This window comes from Borborobacter arsenicus, assembly GCF_003934165.1.
Classification (GTDB): domain Bacteria; phylum Pseudomonadota; class Alphaproteobacteria; order Rhizobiales; family Rhizobiaceae; genus Pseudaminobacter; species Pseudaminobacter arsenicus.
Window position 1 is genome coordinate 1 of the sequence record NZ_RKST01000072.1, and the last position, 4,728, is coordinate 4,728.

Sequence of the window (4,728 nt, forward strand, 5' to 3'; positions counted from 1 at the left end):
CTGGTGCAGTCGGTGATCATCCTGGCCGACGGCAACCCCAATCCGGCGGTTGCGACCTTCAATTTCACCGAGGCAAGCGGTGCGGCCGTCGCCACAACACGCATGCGCCTGGCCAAGACGCAGAACGTGATCGCGGTGGCCAAGATGGCCGACGGCTCGGTGTTCATGGACAAGAAGCAGGTCAAGGTGACCATCGGCGGCTGCGGCGGCTGAGTGCTCAGGAAGGAATATAAAGATGGCTACTCCGAAACCACGCGTAAAACTGCCCAAGTCGGCTGCTGCCGGCGAGGTCATCACCATCAAGACGCTGATCAGTCACGAGATGGAATCCGGCCAGCGCAAGGACAAGGATGGCAACACCATCCCGCGCAAGATCATCAACAAGTTCACCTGCGAGTTCAACGGCGCGCCGGTGTTCTCCTGCGACATCGATCCGGCGGTCTCGGCGAACCCGTATTTCGAGTTCAACGCCAAGGTCAACGAAGCCGGCACGTTCAAGTTCACCTGGGTCGACGATGACGGCTCGGTCTATAGCGACGAACAGAAGATCGACGTGAAGTAAGCGCGGCGGGCAAGGCCCTGTGTCGCGGAGAAATGGGGGAGGAAGGCCGTGAGAAAGAAATTTGCTGCCATGGCGGCAGGGGTGATCCTTGCGTCGGCGGTCGCATTGCCGGTGCTGGCTGATCCGGTGGATGATACGCTGTCCATCGATGGTGTGGACATCACGACACGCACCAAGGCGACGGAAGGCCTTCCGTTCGAGGAGATATATTCGGGCTGGCTTTTCCGGGAGGCTGAAACCAGGGCGACGGAAGCCGATCCTTTCGCCAATCCGGGAATGCTGGCCGTGGAGCGCGGCGAGGAAATCTGGAATACAATTGATGGCAGCAAGGGCCAATCCTGCGCGTCCTGCCACAATGATGCGGCCGAGACGATGAAGGGCATCGCCGCCGACTATCCGAAATGGGATGCCGACGCCAAGCGCCCGATCAATATCGAATTGCAGATCGACAAATGCCGCGTCGAGAACATGGGCGCGGAGGCCTATAAGTTCGATTCCGAGCAGCAGATTGCGCTGACATCCTATATCAAGCATCAGTCACTGGGCATGCCGGTTTCCGTGGATCTGAGCAAGGGTGAACTGCAAAGCTGGTGGGACAAGGGCAAGGAAGCCTATTACACAAGGACCGGGCAGCTCAATTTCTCCTGCGCGTCCTGCCATGAAACGGCCATGGGAAAGCATATTCGTGCGGATCATTTAAGTCAGGGTCAGATCAACGGTTTCCCGACTTACCGCTTCCAGCAGGCAGCCATGGTTTCGCTTCATTCGCGCTTCCGTGGCTGTACCCGCGACACACGGGCGGAAATGCCGGCGGCCTTCTCGGATCAGTTGATGGCCCTCGAGCTCTATGTGACATGGCGCGGAACCGGTCTTTCTGTGGAGACGCCCGCCGTCCGGCACTGAATCTGAACGGATACATCATGAACTGGAGATGACGGAGCTTACCGCTGCGTCATCTCCGAGCGGTTTCTCCGGCATGACACTGCTCAAGTTCGGCGAGCTCGGTGCGTTCGTCTGGGAGATAGTTCACGGTCTGATCACGAACATCTTCAGCATCTCGACCGGATCGTAGGGTGGCCGACCGCCCTGCCGCTCGTATAGGCAAGCGCCCCTTTCCAGGTGAGCGAAGGTGACCCGGAGGATGCTCGACCGCAGCGAAGGCGACGAGTGACCGCAAGAGGTTGACTAAAGGAAACTCGCTCGGAAGCTCGTCGGCGTCAATGCGACATGCGCATCGACCGGAGGCCGGAGCTCGAAAGCCCTCGGTTCGCGCGCAAAGTTCCATAGCCGGAGGAGACACCACTCCGTCCGCCGACCGACGGCAACGGCAAGCTCGTTGCTTGATATATTAAACGGCGTACGCTCCCAGCCGTTGGTCGTCTTCACCTCGATCAATCGCTCGCTACCATCACGGTCAAAGGATGCGATATCGTATCCCGCACCGTCGCCCTCCTCTTCCGATATCCATCGCACTCGCTCGGCCAGGTCGTGGCGCCCTGCATTGGCCAGCACTATCCGTTCGTGCTGTACGATCAGTTCCTCACCGCGGCGGCCAAGCGCGCGATTCCGTTCGTCGCGCGCGGCAACGTCATAGCGCTTCGCAATCGCCATCGTCTGCTCAAATTCGGCAGGCTCTGGCGCATTCGACATCGTCGTCGGCGGCCCGATCCACAGCGCAACGGGATCGTTGAATTGCCTTGTGGATCGGAGGGGATGGACGGGCATGAGCCAGTCAGGGTGGGCAGTAAGCCAGCGGACAACGGCGTGCTCGAGGGACTGCTGATAGTTGAAGGCGGGCTTGTAGCCATCAATCCAAGTCTCGCCAAGACCCTTCAGGATCGCGCTGATATTCTGATGCTTGTATTCTATCGATCCACGGCCACGACCGATCAGCCGTTGCAGCTCTCGATTTCGTTCCGCCTTGCTGAAGGATTGCCCGGCCAGTTCCATGGTAAGCATGGCGAAATAGTCCGCGACGATCGCATTGTTCTCGCTGTCTGACCAATCCACCGTCGCCATGCTTCGAGCTTAGCCTGTGTGTCAGATGTTGTCAGGCTGGATTTGTACGAGAATGGGAGGCTCGCCGCTTAGTCGTCGCAATCAAGGGGCAGAAATTGGTTTCCGCTAGCCCGCGTCAAGAGTCGAACCGTGTGACTGGCCGATCCCAAGTGCTGCCGTCGCTATCGTGCCCGACCGATCTTGATCGACAGCTGTTAAATCCGACGTCGGTTGTTCAACAAGCTTCTCGATCAGCCGTCTAAGTTCCGACGGCGTCGTTTGACCGGCAACCACCTCGCAATAGCCGATGCCGGCCCGTCGGAGAGCCTCCTTTTTCACAGCATCACGGGCAGCCGCCGTTCCCTGATGGTGACCTCCGCCCTGATATTCGACGACGTGGCGCGGCCGGCATTTTTCGTCGATGAGGAGAAGATCGACCCGTTTTGAATTGATGCATTTGTACGCCTCGCTATCGCGACTGCGCAGAATTTCGCCCAGGGACACTTGCGCCATTACCTGCCAATTTGGATTGCGCGCTATAACCATGTGGTCCAATTCCCGGAAAACGCGCGCCTCGCTTCTATTCAACAAGGGTTGGATGGAGAACTCGGCTCCCATCACGATGCGTAGCTGATCGGCTGCATCGACGGGTTTTGAGACAACTGACGTGAGCGCTCCAGGCAACTCTCCAGATCCGGAGCTGGTTTTAATGTGCGGCTGTTTCCATTTCCGGCGATTGTGCCGCTTCCACGCTTGTCTTCGCAAGTGTGCCCGAAACCGCTCGATTGCCGCACCAACAAATGCACTGATGATCAACACTAGAATCAGTGAATCGGATTCGGCGAGATCAAAATACTCGTGGAGCATAAATGCAGGATACGGCAGCAAGATCACCGATAGGTGAACTAGATCGCTCAAAATGAGTCGAATAGCACTCGGGATACCATAGAATAGGTATGTGGATTTTGGGGCTGGAAGCGGATCGGCAGCTTTGCGGTGAAGAGTGGCCGATAGGTGCCGTAGCCGCTGTTGCTATTGGCGGCAGTTTCCATCTTACGTTGAGGTTGATTATCCGTCGAGCGCACCCATCTCCAAGCACAAATGGTTGGAGTAGAGTATGGCGGTTCTCGGCAAACTAACTTCCCCGTTCGCTGATTTGATGAAGCCACCCCGAGGCATGGAGTTCGATTTCTCGAGGCCGTTAGGCGAAGGTGCGCTCACTGCGCCAGACTCCATCTCGTGGCGAATATTCAAGAATCCCGTCACTCTTTTTGTTGGAGGTGTGGCCGCTGTCATTCTGGAACTGGCCGAACCGTCGGTACGTTCTGGTGTCTGGAACCACAGCACGTTCCGTACTGATGCCCTCACGCGTCTGCGCCGCACTGGAGCCGCGGCTATGATGACCGTGTATGGACCGCGCAGTGACGCCGAAATGATGATCTCGCGGATTGTGAAGATCCACTCCAAGGTTACAGGGTTAACACCGAACGGCACTTCTTACCACGCCAACGACCCACGCCTGCTGAACTGGGTTCAAGCAACAGCATCCTTCGGTTTCATTGAGGCCTATTCCCGTTTTGCGAGACCTCTCACACAACATGAAATGTCCCAAGCATTTCTGGAGGCCGCGCCTGCCGCCCGCCTTTATGGAGCAATGAACGCGCCGTGCTCAACTGATCAATGGTGGCGCATGCTCGCGGATTACGAGTCGACGCTGGAGCGTTCCGACATCATTTTCGAGTTCTTGGAGATAATGGGGAACGTGCCGATCGCACCTGCCGCGAGCCCAATACAGCGCCTCCTAGTGCGCGCAGCTGTAGATATTGTCCCCTCCCACATTCGAGAGAAGCTGGCACTTTCTGACTATATGCTCGACCGCACCGGGGGCGCTCTTGTGCGAGGTTTTGGCCGGCTCGCCGATGCCGTGCCACTCCAAGACGCTCCGCCGGCGCAAGCGTCGATCAGGATGGGGTTGGCACCGACGTTTCTCTACCGACGCTGAGCTCAAGTCGGCCTGCCGAACGTTGTTGAGTCCTAAGGGGGACCGACGAACGAACCGCTGCGCGGGAGGGCGCCTGCGGTTGAGGTAGAGGACACTGGCCAGACGTCGCGCTTGCATTGAGCGTCGTGCGGTGGCGGCAGAGCATGACGGGCTTCTTCAACAAGGA

The 4,728-nt window shown here is 58.0% G+C and carries 7 protein-coding genes; 5 read left to right on the forward strand and 2 right to left on the reverse strand.

Annotation, left to right across the window (positions count from 1 at the left end; translation table 11 throughout):
• The 4 genes from EET67_RS25010 to EET67_RS25825 all read left to right on the forward strand — a co-directional run.
• Window positions 1-213 (forward strand): thiosulfate oxidation carrier protein SoxY (locus EET67_RS25010; RefSeq protein WP_281011009.1); only part of this gene is annotated, 213 nt, incomplete at its 5' end.
• Window positions 214-235: 22 nt separating this feature from the next.
• The gene (gene soxZ / locus EET67_RS25015; protein WP_128628875.1) at window positions 236-562 is read left to right on the forward strand and encodes a thiosulfate oxidation carrier complex protein SoxZ; all 327 of its coding nucleotides are present in this window, start codon (window positions 236-238) and stop codon (window positions 560-562) included.
• 69 nt (window positions 563-631) lie between these two features.
• Window positions 632-1,465 (forward strand): sulfur oxidation c-type cytochrome SoxA, encoded by an 834-nt coding sequence (soxA, locus tag EET67_RS25020; protein WP_128628878.1) that lies wholly within the window; start codon window positions 632-634, stop codon window positions 1,463-1,465.
• 28 nt (window positions 1,466-1,493) lie between these two features.
• The gene (locus EET67_RS25825) at window positions 1,494-1,634 is read left to right on the forward strand and encodes a hypothetical protein (protein ID WP_165900044.1); all 141 of its coding nucleotides are present in this window, start codon (window positions 1,494-1,496) and stop codon (window positions 1,632-1,634) included.
• A gap of 113 nt (window positions 1,635-1,747) precedes the next feature.
• Here EET67_RS25825 and EET67_RS25025 read toward each other — a convergent pair whose 3' ends face one another.
• Window positions 1,748-2,581 (reverse strand): protein NO VEIN domain-containing protein, encoded by an 834-nt coding sequence (locus tag EET67_RS25025; protein WP_128628876.1) that lies wholly within the window; start codon window positions 2,579-2,581, stop codon window positions 1,748-1,750.
• A gap of 105 nt (window positions 2,582-2,686) precedes the next feature.
• Entirely contained in the window at window positions 2,687-3,427 is a 741-nt protein-coding gene (locus tag EET67_RS25030; RefSeq protein ID WP_128628879.1) for a DUF2726 domain-containing protein, read from the reverse strand.
• Between the two features lie 250 nt (window positions 3,428-3,677).
• Between EET67_RS25030 and EET67_RS25035 the strand changes: the two genes are divergently transcribed.
• Window positions 3,678-4,562, forward strand: coding sequence for an oxygenase MpaB family protein (locus EET67_RS25035; RefSeq protein WP_128628877.1), 885 nt, complete (start codon window positions 3,678-3,680; stop codon window positions 4,560-4,562).
• The last annotated feature ends 166 nt before the right edge of the window (window positions 4,563-4,728 follow it).

Excerpts from the sequence above, each read along its gene's own strand:
- soxZ (WP_128628875.1), top strand. The coding sequence starts at position 236 with ATGGCTACTCCGAAACCACGCGTAAAACTGCCCAAGTCGGCTGCTGCC.
- soxA (WP_128628878.1), top strand. The coding sequence starts at position 632 with ATGGCGGCAGGGGTGATCCTTGCGTCGGCGGTCGCATTGCCGGTGCTG.
- EET67_RS25825 (WP_165900044.1), top strand. The coding sequence starts at position 1,494 with ATGACGGAGCTTACCGCTGCGTCATCTCCGAGCGGTTTCTCCGGCATG.
- EET67_RS25025 (WP_128628876.1), bottom strand. The coding sequence starts at position 2,581 with ATGGCGACGGTGGATTGGTCAGACAGCGAGAACAATGCGATCGTCGCG.
- EET67_RS25030 (WP_128628879.1), bottom strand. The coding sequence starts at position 3,427 with ATGCTCCACGAGTATTTTGATCTCGCCGAATCCGATTCACTGATTCTA.
- EET67_RS25035 (WP_128628877.1), top strand. The coding sequence starts at position 3,678 with ATGGCGGTTCTCGGCAAACTAACTTCCCCGTTCGCTGATTTGATGAAG.